Annotated in this window: 15 protein-coding genes; 6 read left to right on the forward strand and 9 right to left on the reverse strand. The window is 55.2% G+C overall.

Translation table 11 applies throughout. The annotated features are described in order from the left end of the window. Window positions 1-14 precede the first annotated feature (14 nt). The 4 genes from hofC to nadC form a co-directional block, all read right to left on the reverse strand. Entirely contained in the window at window positions 15-1,214 is a 1,200-nt protein-coding gene (gene hofC, locus AC6I8V_RS03605; RefSeq protein ID WP_497844562.1) for a protein transport protein HofC, read from the reverse strand. Beyond that, window positions 1,207-2,595, reverse strand: a complete 1,389-nt coding sequence (gspE, locus tag AC6I8V_RS03610; protein WP_497844563.1) for a type II secretion system protein GspE — start codon at window positions 2,593-2,595, stop codon at window positions 1,207-1,209. Before gspE ends, hofC begins: the two co-directional genes overlap by 8 nt. Continuing rightward, the gene (gene ppdD, locus AC6I8V_RS03615; RefSeq protein WP_497844564.1) at window positions 2,582-3,037 is read right to left on the reverse strand and encodes a prepilin peptidase-dependent pilin; all 456 of its coding nucleotides are present in this window, start codon (window positions 3,035-3,037) and stop codon (window positions 2,582-2,584) included. The genes gspE and ppdD overlap by 14 nt, the downstream gene beginning before the upstream one ends. A 176-nt stretch (window positions 3,038-3,213) precedes the next feature. Continuing rightward, window positions 3,214-4,110, reverse strand: coding sequence for a carboxylating nicotinate-nucleotide diphosphorylase (gene nadC, locus AC6I8V_RS03620; protein WP_497844565.1), 897 nt, complete (start codon window positions 4,108-4,110; stop codon window positions 3,214-3,216). A 182-nt stretch (window positions 4,111-4,292) separates the two neighbouring features. Between nadC and ampD the strand changes: the two genes are divergently transcribed. Both ampD and ampE read left to right on the forward strand, forming a co-directional pair. After that, on the forward strand, window positions 4,293-4,844 hold the full coding sequence (gene ampD, locus AC6I8V_RS03625) for a 1,6-anhydro-N-acetylmuramyl-L-alanine amidase AmpD (protein ID WP_497844566.1): 552 nt from the start codon (window positions 4,293-4,295) through the stop codon (window positions 4,842-4,844). Between the two features lie 16 nt (window positions 4,845-4,860). Continuing rightward, the gene (gene ampE / locus AC6I8V_RS03630) at window positions 4,861-5,715 is read left to right on the forward strand and encodes a beta-lactamase regulator AmpE (protein ID WP_497844567.1); all 855 of its coding nucleotides are present in this window, start codon (window positions 4,861-4,863) and stop codon (window positions 5,713-5,715) included. Here the strand turns inward: ampE and AC6I8V_RS03635 are convergent. The 3 genes from AC6I8V_RS03635 to aroP form a co-directional block, all read right to left on the reverse strand. Next, window positions 5,697-6,656 carry a glycoside hydrolase family 43 protein gene (locus tag AC6I8V_RS03635; RefSeq protein WP_497844568.1) on the reverse strand — a complete coding sequence of 320 codons (960 nt, stop codon included), beginning with the start codon at window positions 6,654-6,656 and terminating at the stop codon, window positions 5,697-5,699. The genes ampE and AC6I8V_RS03635 overlap by 19 nt on opposite strands. Then, window positions 6,653-8,065 carry a glycoside-pentoside-hexuronide (GPH):cation symporter gene (locus AC6I8V_RS03640; RefSeq protein ID WP_497844569.1) on the reverse strand — a complete coding sequence of 471 codons (1,413 nt, stop codon included), beginning with the start codon at window positions 8,063-8,065 and terminating at the stop codon, window positions 6,653-6,655. The genes AC6I8V_RS03635 and AC6I8V_RS03640 overlap by 4 nt, the downstream gene beginning before the upstream one ends. Window positions 8,066-8,237: 172 nt before the next feature. Continuing rightward, complete coding sequence (gene aroP, locus AC6I8V_RS03645; RefSeq protein ID WP_497844570.1) at window positions 8,238-9,593, reverse strand: aromatic amino acid transporter AroP; 1,356 nt, start codon at window positions 9,591-9,593, stop codon at window positions 8,238-8,240. Window positions 9,594-10,109: 516 nt separating this feature from the next. Between aroP and pdhR the strand changes: the two genes are divergently transcribed. The 4 genes from pdhR (at window position 10,110) to lpdA (ending at window position 17,169) form a co-directional block, all read left to right on the forward strand. Continuing rightward, window positions 10,110-10,874, forward strand: coding sequence for a pyruvate dehydrogenase complex transcriptional repressor PdhR (gene pdhR, locus AC6I8V_RS03650; RefSeq protein WP_497844571.1), 765 nt, complete (start codon window positions 10,110-10,112; stop codon window positions 10,872-10,874). 127 nt (window positions 10,875-11,001) lie between these two features. After that, window positions 11,002-13,668: a pyruvate dehydrogenase (acetyl-transferring), homodimeric type gene (aceE, locus tag AC6I8V_RS03655; RefSeq protein ID WP_497844572.1), complete on the forward strand. Its 2,667-nt coding sequence runs from the start codon at window positions 11,002-11,004 to the stop codon at window positions 13,666-13,668. 14 nt (window positions 13,669-13,682) lie between these two features. Continuing rightward, window positions 13,683-15,569, forward strand: coding sequence for a pyruvate dehydrogenase complex dihydrolipoyllysine-residue acetyltransferase (gene aceF / locus AC6I8V_RS03660; protein ID WP_497844573.1), 1,887 nt, complete (start codon window positions 13,683-13,685; stop codon window positions 15,567-15,569). Window positions 15,570-15,744: 175 nt separating this feature from the next. Then, on the forward strand, window positions 15,745-17,169 hold the full coding sequence (gene lpdA / locus AC6I8V_RS03665) for a dihydrolipoyl dehydrogenase (RefSeq protein WP_497845755.1): 1,425 nt from the start codon (window positions 15,745-15,747) through the stop codon (window positions 17,167-17,169). A 140-nt stretch (window positions 17,170-17,309) separates the two neighbouring features. Here lpdA and AC6I8V_RS03670 read toward each other — a convergent pair whose 3' ends face one another. Continuing rightward, a complete protein-coding gene (locus tag AC6I8V_RS03670; RefSeq protein WP_497844574.1) occupies window positions 17,310-17,456 on the reverse strand; it encodes a Hok/Gef family protein in 147 nt (48 codons plus the stop codon). A gap of 470 nt (window positions 17,457-17,926) precedes the next feature. Continuing rightward, window positions 17,927-18,073: a Hok/Gef family protein gene (locus AC6I8V_RS03675; protein ID WP_497844575.1), complete on the reverse strand. Its 147-nt coding sequence runs from the start codon at window positions 18,071-18,073 to the stop codon at window positions 17,927-17,929. Window positions 18,074-18,250: the final 177 nt, after the last annotated feature.

Consider the following 18,250-nt stretch of genomic DNA (forward strand, 5'->3'; position numbering starts at 1 on the left):
GTAATATGCACCCGTTAACGTATTGCATCGCCCAGTCCGAAAACCGGCAGATACATGGCAATCACCAGCGTGCCTACGATGCCGCCAATCACCACCATCATCATCGGTTCCAGTGCTGCCGCCAGTGATTCAGCACGCTCCAGCGTATCTCCCTCGTGCCATTCCGCCAGCCGCGCCAGCATCACATCCAGCGCACCCGCTTCTTCACCCACTTTGATGAGCTGAGCACAGAGGGGCGTAAACAACAGATGTTGCTGCAATGCCTGATGCAGCGGCGCACCACAGGCAATATGCTGCTGCAACCCGACGATGGCATCGCGCCAGAGCCGGGATGCCATCGTCACTTCAACGGCCTGCAAACTTTGCAGCAAGGTCAAACCGGCCTGCTGCGTCAGCCGCAAAATAGCATAAATCTGGCTGAGCTGGCTGCCGCGCCACAACGGTGAAAGCAGTGGCAAACGCAATAGCCAGCGATGGGCACGCCGTTGCCAGTCAGCCGATCGTCGATAGATCTGTCGCGCGAGGACAATGAACAACGCGCTGGCGACCAGTAGAGGCCATGCGGCTTGTTGCAACAGGGCAGAAAACGCCATCACACTGGCGGTAAGCGCGGGCAGCGGCGCATCGAAGCTGGCATAAACCGACACAAACTCTGGCAACACAAACAGCAGCATACCGGCGCTGACCGCGATGGCAACCAGCAAAATGAACAACGGATAGCGCAGCGCTTTGACCACTTTCCTGCGCAAATACTGTTGTCCGGTTTGCTGCTGCGCCAGCTGACGACAACATTCATCCAGCTGCCCGGTCAGTTCCCCTACCTGCATCAGTGCCGGAAACAGCGGCGGGAAAATCTGCGGCCAGTCGCGTAATGCCTGGGAAAAAGGCGTTCCGGCAATCACGCGTTGTTGCAACCCCCGCAATAACGCACGCCAGCCGGAATCCGGATGCCCCTCGGCAAGTAAGGTCAGGCTCTCTGCCAGCGGCAGGCCCGCCTTCAGCAAGGTCGCCAGTTGTCGTATCAGATCTATTTTCTGCTGCCATTTCCAGTCGCGTGCGCGCCTGCATTTGCCGCGCCGCCAGCTGATGGCCAGCAAGCCCCGATGTGAAAGGTGCAGTAATAGCGTCTCCTGGCTGTCCATCAGCGACTCGCCGCTGTGCAACACTCCCTGGGCGTCCAGCGCCTGCCAGCGAAAATGATAGAGATTAGCCATCACCTAACCCGATTACGCGCTGCATCTCTTCCAGCGAGGTCTCACCACGGCTGACGGCCTCCAGGCCAGCGGCAACCAGCGTTTTCATCCCCTGTTGATTCGCCAGCGACAGCAGGTGCTCCAGCGGCATATCGGCAGATATGGCATTTTGTAATTTGGTGGTCATCGGCAACAGTTCGAATAGCGCAAGACGGCCATAATAGCCGGAAAAGCAGTGATCGCAGCCGGGTGCGCGCCATGTCTGAAGGGTGCCAGGCCACAGGTCCGTCGGCAGATGCGCGACCGCTTGTCCGGGCTGCCGACAATGTATGCACAGACGCCTCACCAGCCGCTGCGCGACGATCAGCTGTAACGCCGGACCGAGCAGATATCCGGGGATGCCCATTTGCCGCAAACGCGTCAGCGTTTCTGCTGTAGAGTTGGTGTGCAGGGTGGACAGTACCAGATGGCCGGTCTGCGCCGCTTTCACCGCAATCCCGGCCGTTTCCGCATCGCGGATTTCGCCGACCATGATGACATCCGGGTCCTGGCGCAGAAGCGCGCGCAGCACGAGATTGAAGTCCAGTCCGCTACGTGGTTGGATCTGCGTCTGGTTAATGCCTTCCAGTGGGATCTCCACCGGATCTTCGACGCTGCAAACATTCTTCTCCGGCACATTGAGCGCGCTTAATCCGCTGTACAGCGTAAATGTTTTGCCGCTGCCGGTGGGGCCGGTAACCAGAATTAATCCCTGTGGCTTTGCCAGCGCCCTGCCGAACTGGCGCAGCTGCGCCAAAGGCATACCGAGTTTATCCAGTGCGATCGCGCTGTTTTCGCTCTGCATCAGGCGTACCACCGCTTTTTCGCCGTGGCTCACTGGCAAGGTGGAAAGCCGAAAGGCGGCCGTTTTGCCTTCGTTCTCCAGCGTAAACTGACCATCCTGTGGCAGTCGGCGTTCGGCAATATCCAGCCCACCCAAAATTTTCAGCCGGGCCAGCACCGCAGCCGGTTGCGCATCCGGTAACTGTGTCAGTTTCTGGAGCACGCCATCGATACGTAACCGGACACGTAACAGATGGCGCTGCGGTTCAAAGTGGACATCGGAGGCCCGACGCTGGATAGCTTGTTGCAGAATCTGTTCCACTGTGTGAATGGCGGACTCCGCTGATGCCTGCTCCCGGGGTGTGTCCGGGCTGTCCGGTTCATGCAATAGCTGCTCAAGCCGCGCGGCAGGCCAGCACTCCACTTCAACCTTGCACTGACTGGCAAACCGCAGGGCTTCCAGCAGCGCGGGTTCCGCAGCCCCGGCAACGGCTACGCGCAGCAGCGTGGCGTCATGATGCAGGATTATCGCGTGGTGGCGTTTGCACAGCGCCGGTAATATCTCATCACGCTTCTCCATTGCGCGCCCCTTTGTCAGCAAACCGGAACTGCTCGAGGCAGTTATCGCGCAGGCTGCTGTTATCGCTGGTACAGCTGCGCTGCCAGTCGATCATGCCTTCCGTGCTGTTCCAGATGGGTAGCATTTCCACCGTCAGGCCCGCCAGACTCTCCTGCCCGCTCAGGGTAATCACGCCATTGATAACCGAAAGAGAGGCGACATAACGCGATCCTTTTGCCGCAGGGATTCCGCGATCGCCCGCCTGGCACTGCGCCGGGCCGCTGCGTTCAATGGCACAGAGTTCGACTGCCGTTTTGTAGGGCACCATGGTTTGCAGCATGTCGGTCAGCGCCGCACGCCGCAGATAGTTTTGATAGGTTGGTACACCGATTGCGCTGAGGATGGCGACGATGCCAATCACAATCATCAATTCGATGAGGGTAAAACCCCGTTGTCGTTCCATAAGCGGTCTCCTTGTTGTGGAGGCGCTACGGTAGAAAAGGGTGGGGCGAAGCGGAAGCAGTGAAAGCGCGCGGCTGGAAGCCGTGCGCAGAAAAGTTTCAGGTTTGCAGCCGATTAAACAAAAAACTGGAAGCGGTCACGCAAATCCGCCGTGCAGTTGCCCGGCGGAAAAGAGGTTCAGGCGTCGCGAAAGCGCATGGAGAGATCGAGGGCGCGTACGTGTTTAGTCAGCGCGCCGACCGAGACATAATCTACCCCGGTCTGGGCAATCTGCGGCAGGGTGTCGTCTGTCACGTTACCGGAGACTTCAAGCAGCGCCTGCTTTTGCGTTAGCGTAACGGCTTCACGCATCATTTCCAGACTGAAATTATCGAGCATCACGATGTCGGCCCCGGCCGCCAGCGCATCCTGCAATTCGCTAAGCGTTTCCACTTCGACTTCCACCGGCACATCGGGTTGTAACCACAGCGCTTTCTCTACTGCCTTGCGCACCGAACCACTGGCAATGATGTGATTCTCTTTAATCAGGAAAGCGTCAGAAAGACCGAGACGATGGTTACTGCCGCCGCCGCACAGCACCGCGTATTTCAGCGCCGTCCGCAGGCCCGGCAGCGTTTTACGGGTATCCAGCAGTTGGGTGTGGCTACCCGCCAGCAGGGCGACATAGTGGCTGACCTGCGTGGCGACGCCGGAGAGGGTTTGCACAAAATTCAGCGCAGTGCGTTCTGCCGTCAATAGCAGGCGTGCCGGGCCTTGTAGCTCAAATAACAGCTGATCGGCCACTAACGTCTGGCCGTCTTCAACATGCCAGGTCAGGGTCACTTTGTTGCCTAACTGGATAAAGACTTCCTCAACCCAGCGTTTACCACAGAAAACACCCGCTTCACGCGTAATGACCTGGGCGACCGCCTGCTTCTCTTCAGGCAGCAACAGCGCTGTGATGTCACGATCGGCATCCACTTCGCCACCTAAATCCTCCCGTAGCGCGCGTTCAACGGCTTCGGGAATATCTCCTTCGATGCGTTTAATCAATGCCTGACGGCGATTATCGGGATCGTAACGACGGGATGCCATGCTATTCCTGCTCCAGATGACGAGAGAATGAGCGCACACCTTAGCCTGATTTCACGGCTTTTGCCAGTTCACTCACCTGAAATGTTTAGTATCCTTAACTTCCATGGTCTTTCGCATTTACTCACAAGCGTACTCAGATATTCATGTTATTCTCAGCCAGGTGTAAATGCAGGAAAAATGGCATGAAACTGGAAGATGGCTGGATCTCCAGCGCGCGTAAAGTGCCGTCACCGCACTTTAATCAGCGGCCGGAAAATGAAGTTCCTTCAGTACTGATTATTCACAATATCAGTTTGCCGCCGGGAGAATTTGGCGGTCCGTGGATTGATCGGCTGTTTACCGGCACCTTGCCCGCCGATGCCCATCCCTATTTTGCTGATATTGCCCATTTGCGCGTCGCGGCGCACTGCCTGATCCGCCGTGATGGTGAGCTGGTGCAGTATGTCTCGTTTGATCAGCGCGCCTGGCATGCCGGGGTATCGCAATTCGACGGGCGGGAAAACTGTAATGACTTTTCCATCGGTATTGAGCTGGAAGGCACCGATACCCTGCCTTATACCGATGCGCAGTATGCGACGTTACACGCGGTGACCGCGCTATTGATGCAGCACTATCCGCTGACGCCGGAACGCATCACCGGGCACAGCGATATCGCCCCGGCGCGTAAAACCGATCCGGGTCCGGCATTTGACTGGATGCGCTACAAATATGCCTTAATGCAGGAGAATCCCTGAAACAGCAGGAGCGGTTATGACGTTGTTTAGCTTGTTATTGGTTTTAGGTTGGGAACGGCTGTTTAAACTGGGTGAGCACTGGCAGCTTGATCACCGCCTGGAGCCGCTGTTTCGCGGACGGCAGCGTTTTTCGCTGTTCCGCACCTTAGTAATGACCCTTGTTGCGATGCTGATTGTCTGGCTGCTGGTGTGGAGCCTGAAAGGTCTGCTGTTTGGCGTGGCGCAACTGCTGTTCTGGATTGTGGTCGGTCTGTTGTGTATCGGCGCGGGTTCCGTTCGTCTGCATTATCACGCCTACCTGAAAGCGGCGAGCCATGACGATCAGGCGGCACATCAGGCCATGGCCGCCGAGCTGACCCTGATTCACGGGGTGCCGGTTGAGTGTTCCGAACGCGAGTTTCTGCGTGAGCTACAAAACGCGCTGATCTGGATAAACTTTCGCTTTTATCTCGCACCGCTGTTCTGGTTTGTGGTGGGTGGCCCATACGGGCCGGTGTTGCTGGTGGGCTATGCTTTTCTGCGCGCCTGGCAAAGCTGGCTGGCGAAACATCATTCGCCGCTGGAGCGCGCGCAGTCTGGCGTTGATCGTGTACTGCATCTGCTGGACTGGATCCCGGTGCGTCTCGCCGGCGTCGCCTATGCGTTACTTGGTCATGGCGAGCGGGCGCTGCCAGCCTGGTTTGCCTCATTAACCGACTGGCATCGTTCACAGTACCAGGTGCTGACCAGCCTGGCCCAGTTCTCGCTGGCGCGCGACCCACATGTGGATAAAGTAGAAACACCGCGCGTGGCCGTTGCCCTGGCGAAACGCATCTCTCTGGTGCTGGTCGTGGTGGTCGCGCTGTTGACCATCTACGGCACGCTGGTGTGATCGGCAGGCGGCACGCCGAAATCCGGTGTGCCGTCTTCGCGCCAGTCAAAATACTTCAGCCGCGTATGGCGGTTTGGATCCCACAACGGATCGCCCTCAATTTCTGTGTAATTACGCGCATGATAAACCAGCACATCGCGGCCCTGTTCATCAACGGTAAAGCTGTTATGACCGGGGCCGTATTGGTGGTTATCCCAGCTGCTGGCGAACACCGGACGCGCTGATTTTTGCCAGGCGCCAGCCTGCAACGGATCGGCATCGGCATCGATGCTCAGTATCCCCAGACAATAGTTTTCATCCGTGGCGCTGGCTGAATAGGTGACAAACAGCCTGTCGCCGTGACGGATCACCGCCGGTCCCTCGTTGACACTAAACCCTGCACATTCCCACTCATATTCCGGGCGGCTCAGCATCAGCGGCGCACTTTTCAGCGTCCACGGATTAAGCAGTTCCGCAAGATAGAGATTCGAGTTGCCCGGAATAGCCGGATCTTTCTGCGCCCACAGATACCAGTTTTTTCCCTGATGGACGAAGTGCGTGGCATCGAGTGAAAAGCTATCCAGCGGCGTATGGACGCGGCGTACCGGCTGCCAGTGGCCGGTCAGCGGATCGGCATCGCCGCACACCAGTGCGTACATACGGTGCTGGAACAATCCCTCTTTGATTTCACGCGTGGGCGCCGCGGCAAAGTAGATCACCCACTGGCCTTTGATGTGATGCAACTCCGGTGCCCAGATAAGCGAACTAAACGGGCCGGTATCGGGTTTCCGCCACACCACCACCGGCTCGGCGTCGGGCAGATCGGCCAGTGTGGTCGCATAGCGAATTTCCAGCCGGTTATATTCCGGCACGGACGCCACAAAGTAATAACCGTCACCATAACGAAGAATAAAAGGGTCGGCGCGCTGGGTGATAAACGGATTAGGCCATGGTTGGTTCATTTTATTTCTCCGGGTTCGACGGCGGCGGAAGGCGCAGGGCGGGGAGCCTGCAAATCACGGAAGTTAGCGCGGCGCAGTGCCAAATCGTCCTGAATGGTGCGCATCAGTTTGCGGTCCACTTTCAGCAGACGTACCACGCCCGCGGTGATCAGATAGCCAACGCCGGGGATGACGGTAAACAGCAGCATGATGCCGTTTAGCGCGTCGGGTGCTTGCTGTTTCGCTCCCGCGTCATAGCCATAGATGGAAAGCAGAAAGCCCACCATCGCGCCCGCAACCGCCAGCCCCACTTTGAGGAAGAACAGGTTGCCGGAGAAGCTCATCCCGGTGATGCGTTTACCGGTTTTCCACTCGCCGTAATCGTCAACATCGGCCATCAGCGACCAGTGCAGCGGTGAGGGGATCTGATGCAGGATATTCAGCAGGAAATAGGCGATCACTACGCTGAGGGTGGCGTGCGGATCGATCCAGTAAAAACCGCTGGAGAATAGCGCCAGGGCGATGTTGGTCCAGAAAAACACCTTTAATTTGCACCAGCGATCGGTCAGCACTTTCGCCAGCGTGCTGCCCAGCATCATGCCAATCACGCCGAGGCTGATAAACAGGGTGGCAAAATGAGTCGACTGGCCCATCACCCAGGTCACGTAATACATGGTGGCGGCCATGCGGATAAATCCGGGGCAGACGTTGCAGAAGGTCAGCAGCAGAATGCGCACCCACTGGTCGTTTTTCCACACGTCACGCAGATCGTTTTTCAGATCGTCGTTGCTCGGCACCGCCGGGCGAATACGTTCACGTACCGTGGCAAAGCAGAACAGAAACATCGCCAGGCCAATCAACGCCAGCACGCTCATGGCCAGCTGATAACCGCGTGCTTTGTTATCGCCGCCGAACCACTCCGCCATCGGCAGCAGCGATAACGATAAAATCAGTGTGGCGACACCCACCATGACAAAACGGTAAGACTGGCAGGAAACGCGTTCACCGGGGTCATTGGTGATCACGCCACCCAGCGAGCAGTAGGGAATGTTGATGGCGGTGTAGGTCAGCGACATCAGGAAGTAGGTGATAAAGGCCCAAATGACCTTGTTGTCGTAGCTCCAGTCAGGCGTGGTGAACATCAATACGCTAAACAGCACGTAGGGTACGGACACCCACAACAACCACGGGCGGAAACGTCCCCAGCGGCTTTGCGTACGGTCCGCGATGGCACCCATGATGGGGTCGGTCACCGCATCCAGTACCCGCACCGACAGCAATAAGGTGCCGACCAGCGCCGGGGCCAGGCCAAAGACATCGGTATAGAAATAGTTGAGGAACAGCATGATGGCACCGCCAATCATGTTGCATCCGGCATCGCCCATGCCATATCCCAGTTTTTCTCTGAACGAGAGTGCTGCTCCTTTCATTTATCGTCTCCAGCGACAAGTAGAGCAAAAATTATTAGCGGAAAATCAGCAACCTGGCTGGGAACAATTGGTCACGATGATGGACAAAATGCCTGGGCGGGGGAAAGTGTGATGCGGATCGTAAGACGGGAACATTCTGCCCGGGCGTTAGCGCCGGGCAGAAGGGGCAGACTTATGCCTGCTGTGTTTTGTTTTTAATCGCGTAACCGATGGCCAGAACGACCAGCCACACCGGAATCAGCCATACGGAGATAGCCATGCCCGGGGTAATCGCCATGATCACCAGAATACCGGCGAGGAACAGCAGGCAGATCCAGTTACCCAGCGGGTAGAGGATGGCCGGGAAGCGTGTTGTCACGCCCTGCTGGTCTTTCTTCTTACGGAATTTCAGGTGTGCGAGGCTGATCATCGCCCAGTTAATCACCAGCGCAGAAACCACCAGTGACATCAGCAGACCGAAGGCTTCACCCGGCATCAGGTAGTTGATCAATACGCAGAGCGCGGTGGCTACGGCAGAGACCAGAATGGTGGCGACCGGTACGCCGCGTTTGTCGACTTTCAGCAGCGCTTTTGGCGCGTTGCCCTGTTGCGCCAGACCGAACAGCATACGACTGTTGCAGTATACGCAGCTGTTATAGACCGACAGCGCTGCGGTGAGGATCACCACATTCAGCGCATTCGCGACCAGCGCATCACCCAGTTCGTGGAAGATCAGCACGAACGGGCTGGTATCTTCGGTGACACGGGTCCACGGCATCAGCGACAGCAGCACCGCCAGCGAACCGATGTAGAAAATCAGGATACGCCACAGCACCTGGTTGGTCGCTTTAGGAATGCTCTGCTCCGGGTTGTCGGCTTCCGCAGCGGTGATACCCACCAGCTCCAGCCCGCCAAACGAGAACATGATAATCGCCATCATCATCACCAGCCCGCTGACGCCATGCGGCAGGAAGCCGCCCTGGTTCCACAGGTTGCTGACGCTAGCCTGCGGGCCGCCGTTGCCGCTGAACAGCAGCCAGCCGCCGAACAGAATCATGCCGATAACCGCGACGACTTTAATGATGGCGAACCAGAACTCCATCTCACCAAACACTTTAACGTTGGTCAGGTTGATGGCGTTGATCACCACGAAGAAGATGGCGGCGGTGGCCCAGGTGGGAAAGTCCGGCCACCAGAACTGGATATATTTACCTACGGCGGTCAGCTCGGCCATCGCGACCAGCACATACAGCACCCAGTAGTTCCAGCCCGAGGCGAAACCGGCAAAGTTGCCCCAGTATTTGTACGCGAAATGACTGAAGCTGCCGGCAACCGGCTCTTCGACTACCATTTCGCCTAATTGACGCATAATCAGAAAGGCAATAAACCCGGCAATGGCATAGCCGAGAATAACGGCCGGGCCGGCAGATTTAATCACCGATGCGCTGCCCAGAAACAGACCGGTACCCACGGCACCACCCAGCGCAATCAGCTGAATATGGCGATTCTTTAAGCCGCGGTGCAGCGTGTCGCCATGCTGTTGTTCCATACGAACCTCGTGATGTTGTTATTGTGCGCCCACAGTGACGCGCACTGTAAGGCTGTTATTACATAACGTACTAATTTATTTACGGTATCTGGCGTGTTGTGTGTATACGTGAGCTACCATGGCGACCAGAATAGTGTTAAGCGCAACGCTTTGCACCTGCTTTTGCTTTTTGTGCTGAGAGATGACTGAAAAAGCAGCAGCATCCACTGCCTGTCCGCCGGGTTATTTCTGACATGAATTGGTAATAAACACGAATAGCTTTCCCTTATGGTTGCGAGGAAACAGAGAGGCTAAACCTGTGTAAGGTTTGGTAAAAGTGCAACCTGTTAACAATTCGGTCCGTCGGTCTTTTTGCGTCTTAATCCTCGTTATTTAGCGCATTTCACCCCTGATAATCCCCTGATATGTGACGGTTGCCATATAGACACAAGGTGAATACTTTGTTACTTTACCGGCACCTTTTTGGAATTGGTATTACCAATTTACTCCGGACGTCTGGCACAATAAGAAGGGAAGATGGCTTACAGTAAGATTCGCCAACCAAAGCTCTCTGACGCCATTGAGCAACAGCTTGAATCCCTCATTATGGAAGGGACGTTGCGGCCGGGAGAGAAGCTGCTTCCCGAGCGCGAACTCGCCAAACAATTCGATGTCTCACGTCCTTCTCTTCGTGAAGCTATTCAGCGGCTGGAAGCGAAAGGATTGCTGCTACGCCGTCAGGGCGGCGGCACCTTCGTACAGAAGCATCTCTGGCAAAGCCTGAGCGACCCACTGGTCGGCCTGCTTGCCCAACATCCGGAATCTCAGTTTGACCTGCTGGAAACCCGCCACGCGCTGGAAGGCATCGCTGCTTATTACGCGGCGCTGCGTGGCACCGATGAGGACTTGCAGCGTATTCGCGACTGCCATGTTCTGATCCAGCAGGCACAGGACAGCGGCGATCTCGACGCCGAAGCAGACGCAGTGATGCAGTATCAGATCGCTGTCACAGAAGCAGCCCATAATGTGGTGCTTTTACATTTGCTGCGTTCCATGGGCCCTATGCTGGAACAAAACGTCCGTCAGAATTTTGAATTGCTCTACGCTCGCCGGGAAATGCTGGCGAAAGTGAGCGGTCACCGCGCCAGTATCTTTGAGGCGATTGTGGCTCGTGAGCCAGAACAAGCACGCGAGGCATCACACCGTCACCTGGCGTTCATTGAGGAAATCTTGCTGGACAGAAGTCGGGAGCAGAGCCGTCGTGAACGCTCCCTGCGTCGTTTACAGCAACGTAAGGAATAACGCGCGGCAACGAACGTGCGGATAAAAAGCGACGGGCCTGTCTTCTTGTGCTGTGAACAGAAGCAAAGCACAAGCAGACAGGCTCCTGACAATTCAACGTATTAGACACAGATAAGGAATACACCCCATGTCAGAACGTTTACACAATGACGTGGATCCGATCGAAACTCGTGACTGGCTACAGGCGATCGAATCGGTCATCCGTGAAGAAGGTGTTGAGCGCGCGCAGTATCTGATTGACCAGGTATTAAGTGCTGCACGCAAGGGCGGTGTGAAAGTTGCAGCGGGTTCCTCTGCGATCAGCAACTACATCAACTCCATTGCCACTGAAGATGAGCCGGACTATCCGGGCAACACCTCTCTTGAGCGTCGTATCCGTTCCGCAATCCGCTGGAACGCCATCATGTCGGTGCTGCGTGCGTCGAAGAAAGATCTGGAGCTGGGTGGTCACCTCTCTTCATTCCAGTCTTCCGCGACTATCTATGAAGTGTGCTTCAACCACTTCTTCCGCGCGCGTAGCGACAAAGATGGCGGTGACCTGGTTTACTTCCAGGGCCATATCTCTCCGGGCATCTATTCTCGTGCGTTCCTTGAAGGCCGTCTGACTGAAGAGCAGATGAACAACTTCCGTCAGGAAGTGCATGGCAACGGTCTGTCTTCTTACCCGCACCCGAAACTGATGCCGGAATTCTGGCAGTTCCCGACCGTATCAATGGGCCTGGGTCCGTTGAATGCGATCTATCAGGCTAAATTCCTGAAATATCTGGAACACCGTGGTCTGAAAGATACCTCTGGTCAGACAGTTTACGCCTTCCTCGGTGATGGCGAGATGGACGAGCCGGAATCCAAAGGTGCGATCACCATCGCCACCCGTGAAAAACTGGATAACCTGGTCTTCATCATCAACTGTAACCTGCAGCGTCTGGATGGCCCGGTCACCGGTAACGGTAAGATCATCAACGAACTGGAAGGCATCTTTGCAGGTGCTGGCTGGAACGTGATTAAAGTGATCTGGGGCGGACGCTGGGATGAGCTGCTGAAGAAAGACACCAGCGGCAAACTGATCCAGCTGATGAACGAAACCGTCGATGGTGACTACCAGACCTTCAAATCACGCGATGGCGCCTATGTGCGTGAGCACTTCTTCGGTAAATACCCGGAGACCGCAGCGCTGGTGAAAGACTGGTCAGACGAAGAGATCTTCGCCCTGAACCGTGGTGGTCACGATCCGAAGAAAATCTACGCTGCACTGAAAAAAGCGCAGGAAACCAAAGGCCAGCCAACGCTGATTCTGGCGCATACCATTAAAGGTTATGGTATGGGCGACACCGCGGAAGGTAAAAACATTGCCCACCAGGTGAAGAAGATGAACATGGATGGCGTTCGCTACATCCGCGATCGCTTCAATGTGCCGGTAGCCGATGAGAACATCGAAAAACTGCCGTACGTGACCTTTGAAAAAGGTTCCGAAGAGTATAACTACCTGCACGGTCAGCGTGAAAAACTGGGCGGCTACCTGCCGACGCGTCAGCCGCAGTTCAGCGAGAAGCTGGAAATGCCGGCGCTGGAAGAGTTCAGTGCGCTGCTGGAAGAGCAGAGCAAAGAGATCTCTACCACCATCGCCTTCGTTCGTGCCCTGAACGTGATGCTGAAGAACAAGTCGATCAAAGATCGTCTGGTGCCGATCCTTGCGGACGAAGCCCGTACCTTTGGTATGGAAGGTCTGTTCCGTCAGATTGGTATCTACAGCCCGAACGGCCAGCAGTACACCCCGCAGGACCGTGAGCAGGTTGCTTACTATAAAGAAGACGAAAAAGGCCAGATTCTGCAGGAAGGGATCAACGAGCTGGGCGCAGGTTCATCCTGGCTGGCTGCGGCGACCTCTTACAGCACCAACAACCTGCCGATGATTCCGTTCTACATCTATTACTCGATGTTCGGCTTCCAGCGCATCGGTGACCTGATGTGGCTGGCTGGCGACCAGCAGGCGCGCGGCTTCCTCGTCGGCGGTACCTCCGGTCGTACTACCCTGAACGGTGAAGGTTTGCAGCACGAAGATGGTCACAGCCACATTCAGTCGCTGACTATTCCGAACTGTATCTCTTACGATCCGTCTTACGCGTACGAAGTGGCAGTCATCATGCATGACGGTCTGGTGCGTATGTACGGCGAAGCGCAGGAAAACATTTACTACTACATCACCACGCTGAACGAAAACTACCACATGCCTGCAATGCCGCAGGGTGCGGAAGAGGGTATCCGTAAGGGTATCTACAAGCTGGAAACGGTGGAAGGTAGCAAAGGCAAAGTTCAGCTGCTGGGTTCAGGCTCTATCCTGCGTCACGTACGTGAAGCTTCGCAGATCCTGGCGAAAGAGTACGGTATCGGTTCTGACGTCTACAGCGTCACCTCGTTCACCGAACTGGCACGTGATGGCCAGGATTGTGAGCGCTGGAACATGCTGCACCCGACGGAAACGCCGCGCGTACCTTACATCGCTCAGGTGATGAACGAGGCTCCGGCCGTTGCATCTACTGACTACATGAAACTGTTTGCTGAGCAGGTTCGCAGCTATGTTCCGGCCAGCGATTACCGCGTGTTAGGCACCGACGGTTTCGGCCGTTCAGACAGCCGTGAGAACCTGCGTCACCACTTCGAAGTGGATGCATCTTACGTAGTGGTTGCAGCGCTGGGTGAACTGGCTAAACGCGGCGAAATCGATAAGAAAGTGGTAGCGGAAGCCATCACCAAATTCAATATCGATGCCGATAAAGTTAACCCGCGTCTGGCTTAAGAGGTAAGAGAGTAATGGCTATCGAAATTAAAGTGCCGGATATCGGGTCTGATGAAGTTGAAGTCACCGAGATCCTGGTCAAGGTGGGCGACAAGGTAGAAGCCGAACAGTCGCTGATCACCGTGGAAGGCGACAAAGCCTCGATGGAAGTGCCTTCGCCGCAGGCGGGCGTGGTGAAAGAGATCAAAATTGCCACCGGCGACAAAGTCGAAACCGGTTCGCTTATCATGATCTTTGACGCAGAAGGTGCAGCAGCCGCTGTACCTGCCCCTGCTGCTGAAGAGAAAAAAGCGGCACCGGCGCCGGCAGCTGCGGCTGCCGTCAGCAAAGACGTCAACGTGCCGGACATCGGCGGTGATGAAGTTGAAGTCACTGAGATCCTGGTCAAAGTGGGCGACACCGTTGCGGCGGAACAGTCACTGATCACCGTTGAAGGCGACAAAGCCTCAATGGAAGTGCCAGCACCGTTCGCGGGCGTGGTGAAAGAGATCAAAATCGCTACCGGCGATAAAGTGAATACCGGTTCACTGATCATGGTGTTCGACGCTGAAGGCGCTGCTCCGGCAGCGTCTGCTGCGGCAGAACAACCTGCTGCGGCAGCAGCACCGGCGGCTGCGGCTGGCGCGAAAGACGTCAACGTACCGGACATCGGCGGCGATGAAGTTGAAGTCACTGAAGTGCTGGTCAAAGTGGGCGACAAAGTTACCGCTGAGCAGTCCCTGATTGTGGTTGAAGGCGATAAAGCCTCGATGGAAGTGCCGGCACCGTTCGCGGGCGTGGTCAAAGAGCTGAAAGTGGCCACTGGCGACAAAGTTAAGACTGGCTCGCTGATCATGGTATTTGAAGTAGAAGGCGCTGCGCCTGCTGCTGCGGCACCGGCTGCGAAACAGGAAGCGGCTCCGGCACCTGCTGAGTCTAAAGCTGCTCCGGCTGCGGCAAAAGCGGATGCGAAAAGCGAATTCGCTGAGAACGATGCTTATGTCCACGCAACCCCGGTGATTCGTCGCCTGGCGCGCGAGTTCGGTGTTAACCTGGCGAAAGTCAAAGGCACCGGCCGTAAAGGTCGCATCCTGAAAGAAGACGTGCAGACGTATGTGAAAGACGCGGTGAAACGCGCTGAAGCTGCGCCTGCGGCCGCTGCAAGCGGTGGTAGCCTGCCAGGCCTGCTGCCATGGCCGAAAGTTGACTTCAGCAAATTCGGCGAAATCGAAGAAGTGGAACTGGGTCGCATCCAGAAAATCTCTGGCGCTAACCTGAGCCGTAACTGGGTGGTTATCCCGCACGTTACCCACTTCGATAAAACCGATATCACCGATCTGGAAGCGTTCCGTAAGCAGCAGAATGCCGAAGCTGAGAAACGTAAACTGGATGTGAAATTCACGCCGGTGGTGTTTATCATGAAAGCAGTTGCTGCGGCGCTTGAGCAGATGCCTCGCTTCAACAGTTCACTGTCCGAAGACGCGCAGAAGCTGACGCTGAAAAAATACATCAACATCGGTGTGGCGGTAGATACGCCAAACGGTCTGGTGGTTCCGGTGTTCAAAGACGTGAACAAAAAAGGCATCACCGAGCTGTCTCGCGAGCTGATGGCGATCTCGAAAAAAGCGCGTGATGGTAAGCTGACCGCTGGCGACATGCAGGGCGGATGCTTCACCATCTCCAGCCTGGGTGGCCTGGGTACAACGCACTTCGCGCCGATCGTTAACGCGCCGGAAGTGGCGATCCTCGGTGTTTCCAAGTCTGCAATGGAACCTGTGTGGAATGGTAAAGAGTTTGTGCCGCGTCTGATGATGCCTATCTCTCTTTCCTTCGACCACCGCGTGATCGATGGTGCTGATGGTGCGCGCTTTATCACCATCATCAACAACACGCTGTCAGACATCCGCCGTCTGGTGATGTGAAGTTAATCAAGGCCGGCGAATGCCGGCCTTGTTGTAAGCATTCGGAGTTGCCGCGGTTGGCAGTTTATTAACAATTCTGTAAACTCTTGCGGTGAAATGTCCCGGTGGAAAAAGGGCATACAGAGCCTGGGATAGGCTCTACGTCTGGCCGCCGGAAATCTAATAAGAGGTCATGATGAGTACAGAGATTAAAACTCAAGTCGTGGTACTTGGGGCAGGTCCTGCAGGTTACTCTGCAGCCTTCCGTTGCGCTGATTTAGGTCTGGAAACCGTACTGGTAGAGCGCTACAGCACCCTCGGCGGTGTATGTCTGAACGTGGGCTGTATCCCGTCAAAAGCGCTGTTGCACGTCGCGAAAGTGATTGAAGAAGCGAAAGCACTGGAAGAACACGGTATCGTGTTTGGCCAGCCGACAACCGACATCAACAAGATTCGTACCTGGAAAGAGAAAGTTATCACTCAACTGACCGGCGGTCTGGCTGGTATGGCCAAAGGCCGTAAAGTGAAGGTGGTAAATGGTCTGGGTAAATTTACCGGTGCTAACACGCTGGTGGTAGAAGGTGAAGGCGGCGCGACCACCATCAACTTCGATAACGCCATCATCGCTGCCGGTTCTCGTCCGATTGAACTGCCGTTCATTCCGCATGAAGATCCGCGCGTGTGGGATTCCACAGATGCGCTGGAACTGAAAGAAGTACCGAAGCGCCTGCTGGTTATGGGTGGCGGCATCATCGGTCTGGAAATGGGTACGGTGTACCATGCGCTGGGTTCAGAGATTGACGTGGTTGAGATGTTCGACCAGGTGATCCCGGCAGCCGATAAAGATGTGGTGAAAGTATTCACCAAACGTATCAGCAAGAAATTCAACCTGATGCTGGAAACTAAAGTGACTGCCGTTGAAGCGAAAGAAGACGGTATTTACGTTTCCATGGAAGGTAAAAAAGCACCAGCCGAAGCTCAGCGTTACGACGCCGTGCTGGTAGCGATTGGCCGTGTACCGAATGGTAAAGGTCTGGATGCCGGTAAAGCAGGCGTGGAAGTGGACGACCGTGGCTTTATCCGCGTCGACAAGCAGATGCGTACCAATGTGCCGCACATCTATGCAATCGGTGACATCGTGGGTCAGCCAATGCTGGCGCACAAAGGCGTGCACGAAGGTCACGTAGCGGCAGAAGTTATCGCCGGTATGAAGCACTACTTCGACCCGAAAGTGATTCCGTCCATCGCTTACACCGAGCCAGAAGTTGCATGGGTGGGTCTGACCGAGAAAGAAGCCAAAGAGAAAGGCATCAGCTACGAAGTCTCCACCTTCCCGTGGGCGGCATCGGGTCGTGCTATCGCTTCTGACTGCGCTGACGGTATGACCAAACTGATTTTCGACAAAGAAACTCACCGTGTCATCGGTGGTGCGATTGTCGGTACTAACGGCGGCGAGCTGTTGGGTGAAATCGGTCTGGCAATCGAAATGGGCTGTGATGCGGAAGACATCGCGCTGACCATCCACGCCCACCCGACGCTGCACGAATCCGTCGGTCTGGCGGCTGAAGTGTTCGAAGGTAGCATTACCGACCTGCCGAACCCGAAAGCGAAAAAGAAATAAGCGCTAAGAAATAAATAAACGGCTCCTTATGGGAGCCGTTTTTTATTACAGGCTTCGGTAAGTTGAAGAATGGAATGGGCGCCTGAGCTGACACGCTAACAGTGACGGAATAGCGGGGGCGAACCCCCACTAATGAAGTTTTACGAACTGACCTCGCAAGCCATAACCGCGGATAATTCAGCAGTGAATATCCGTAATCGCAACTCACACAACGAATTGCGATTAACCAGATAAAGCCCTAATAAGATGAGCCCACTAATAATCAGCTTGCTGAATATTGACTTCATTGTCACTTACTCCTTGATTTAAAGCGAGCAAGCGACTACCCTGACATTGTTAGGTGTTTTGGGGTAGTCGCTCGCTCGCGGTGGTTAAGTAAAATTAATCCCGCGAGCAAACTCTCCACAATCCACCCAATATCATTTCTGATGCTTAAGGCAGATTGCCTCAAGCGCCCGCAGGCAGTCTAATCTGATTTAAATTAAATTCACCTGTTATTTTAAATTATTTTATATGCTGTTATTTGTTTCGATGATATATTTACTTAATACGTTATACTAACGTAATTGATTATGTATATCTCTGGTCGCGCCAGATGGTCGTCTTCCTGAATTCGCCTGCTGCGGCAGTGTTCGCGCCGGGTGTGGCCATCCTGCCTGTCGCGAAAGCAATGAATAAGATGAAGAATGAAATGGGCGCCTGAGCTGACACGCTAACAGTGACGGAATAGCGGGGGCGAACCCCCGCTAATGAAGTTTTACGATCTGACCTCGCAAGCCATAACCGCGGATAATTCAGCAGTGAATATACGTAATCGCAACTCACACAACGAACTGCGATTAACCAGACACAGCCCTAATAAGATGAGTCCACTAATAATCAGCTTGCTGAATATTGACTTCATTGTCACTTGCTCCTTGATTTAAAGCGAGCAAGCAATTACCCTGACATTGTTGTGTGTCTTGGGTAGTCGTTCGCTCGCGGTGGTTAAGTAAAATTAATCCCGCGAGCAAACTCTCCACAATCCACCTCAATATCATTTCTGATGCTTAAGGCAGATTGCCTCAAGCGCCCGCAGGCA

The sequence above is a fragment of the Pantoea sp. X-Soil-TKNS-1207 genome (genome assembly GCF_059730485.1).

Excerpts from the sequence above, each read along its gene's own strand:
- ampE (WP_497844567.1), top strand. The coding sequence starts at position 4,861 with ATGACGTTGTTTAGCTTGTTATTGGTTTTAGGTTGGGAACGGCTGTTT.
- ampD (WP_497844566.1), top strand. The coding sequence starts at position 4,293 with ATGAAACTGGAAGATGGCTGGATCTCCAGCGCGCGTAAAGTGCCGTCA.
- gspE (WP_497844563.1), bottom strand. The coding sequence starts at position 2,595 with ATGGAGAAGCGTGATGAGATATTACCGGCGCTGTGCAAACGCCACCAC.
- pdhR (WP_497844571.1), top strand. The coding sequence starts at position 10,110 with ATGGCTTACAGTAAGATTCGCCAACCAAAGCTCTCTGACGCCATTGAG.
- hofC (WP_497844562.1), bottom strand. The coding sequence starts at position 1,214 with ATGGCTAATCTCTATCATTTTCGCTGGCAGGCGCTGGACGCCCAGGGA.
- AC6I8V_RS03640 (WP_497844569.1), bottom strand. The coding sequence starts at position 8,065 with ATGAAAGGAGCAGCACTCTCGTTCAGAGAAAAACTGGGATATGGCATG.
- aceE (WP_497844572.1), top strand. The coding sequence starts at position 11,002 with ATGTCAGAACGTTTACACAATGACGTGGATCCGATCGAAACTCGTGAC.
- lpdA (WP_497845755.1), top strand. The coding sequence starts at position 15,745 with ATGAGTACAGAGATTAAAACTCAAGTCGTGGTACTTGGGGCAGGTCCT.
- AC6I8V_RS03670 (WP_497844574.1), bottom strand. The coding sequence starts at position 17,456 with ATGAAGTCAATATTCAGCAAGCTGATTATTAGTGGGCTCATCTTATTA.
- aroP (WP_497844570.1), bottom strand. The coding sequence starts at position 9,593 with ATGGAACAACAGCATGGCGACACGCTGCACCGCGGCTTAAAGAATCGC.
- ppdD (WP_497844564.1), bottom strand. The coding sequence starts at position 3,037 with ATGGAACGACAACGGGGTTTTACCCTCATCGAATTGATGATTGTGATT.
- AC6I8V_RS03675 (WP_497844575.1), bottom strand. The coding sequence starts at position 18,073 with ATGAAGTCAATATTCAGCAAGCTGATTATTAGTGGACTCATCTTATTA.
- nadC (WP_497844565.1), bottom strand. The coding sequence starts at position 4,110 with ATGGCATCCCGTCGTTACGATCCCGATAATCGCCGTCAGGCATTGATT.
- AC6I8V_RS03635 (WP_497844568.1), bottom strand. The coding sequence starts at position 6,656 with ATGAACCAACCATGGCCTAATCCGTTTATCACCCAGCGCGCCGACCCT.
- aceF (WP_497844573.1), top strand. The coding sequence starts at position 13,683 with ATGGCTATCGAAATTAAAGTGCCGGATATCGGGTCTGATGAAGTTGAA.